The 1,382-nt window shown below is 43.3% G+C and carries 1 protein-coding gene; it reads left to right on the top strand.

Features of this window, described 5'->3' with window-relative positions; all coding sequences use genetic code 11:
* Positions 1-1,382: mucin-binding protein (locus tag AC6UD0_RS07205; RefSeq protein WP_500708674.1), on the top strand; the 1,382-nt coding region annotated here is incomplete at both ends.

The raw sequence follows: 1,382 nt of genomic DNA, 5'->3' as shown, positions 1-1,382 counted from the left end.
CCAGGACAACCAATTGATCCAAATAACCCAACGGGACCAAAATATCCTGATGGAACTAGTAAAGATAACTTAACCAAGTCAATTACGAGAACTATCCACTACGTTTACGCTGATGGTAGTAAAGCCGCAGATGACAAAGTAGAAACCGTTACTTTCAACAGAACGGCCACCTTTGACGAAGTAACTGGCAAGTTAACTTACAGTAACTGGACTTCAACGAACGCTGTCTTTGGACAAGTTGATTCTCCAGCAATCACGGGCTACACCCCTGATAAGACTAGTGTTAGTTCTGAAACTGCCACAGCTGACACACCTGACGGAAGTGTTACCGTTACGTACAATGCAAACGAACAAAAAGCCGTAGTTAACTATGTTGACGAAGATAACGGTGATGCCGTTCTTCATACTGATGACTTAACTGGTAAGTTTGGTAGTAAATCTGGTTACTCAACCAAAAATGAAATTGCCACTTTAGAAGCTAAGGGCTACGAGTTGGTATCCGACGGATACCCTGCTGATGGCTTTACTTTCAACACTGACAATCCAACCTTTACCGTTGTTTTGAAACACAAGATGAAGACGGTTACGCCAGATAATCCGGGACAACCAGGTCAACCAGTTGATCCAAATAACCCAACTGGACCAAAGTATCCTGATGGAACTGGCGTAAATGACTTGACTAAGAACATTACAAGAACCGTTCACTATGTTTATGCCGATGGCAGTAAAGCCGCTGATGATCAAGTAGAAACCGTTACTTTCACCAGAACGGCCACCTTTGACGAAGTAACTGGCAAGTTAACGTACAGTGCCTGGACTTCAACGAACGCTGTCTTTAGCTCAATTGATTCTCCAGCAATCACGGGCTACACTCCAGATAAAGCAAGTGTTGGTTCCGAAACTGCCACAGCCGACACGCCAGACGGATCTGTAACCGTTACCTACAATGCCAATGAAGAACAGGCTCGTGTTCAATACATTGACCAAGACGACGGCAACCGAGTTATTAAAACTGATAGCTTAAACGGTAAGTTTGGTTCTAAGTCGGATTACTCTACTAAAGCTGAAATTGCTGATTTAGAAAGTCAGGGTTACGAGTTAGTCACTGACGGTTATCCAAATGGGTATGAATTTAATACCGACAACCCAACTTTCAAAGTTATCTTTAAACATAAGACAAAGACGGTTACGCCGGACAACCCTGGCAACCCAGGACAATCAGTGGATCCAAATAATCCAGATGGACCTCATTATCCTAATGGAACTGGTGTAAATGACCTGACTAAGAACATTACCAGAACGATTCACTACGTCTATGCTGATGGCAGCAAAGCTTCCGATGACAAAGTTGAAACGGTTACGTTTACAAGAACGGCAACCTT

The sequence above is a fragment of the Fructilactobacillus sp. X7R9C1 genome (assembly GCF_059901005.1).
The sequence above is the reverse complement of the archived record's forward strand: the minus strand, read 5'-3'. Positions and strand labels throughout refer to the sequence as shown.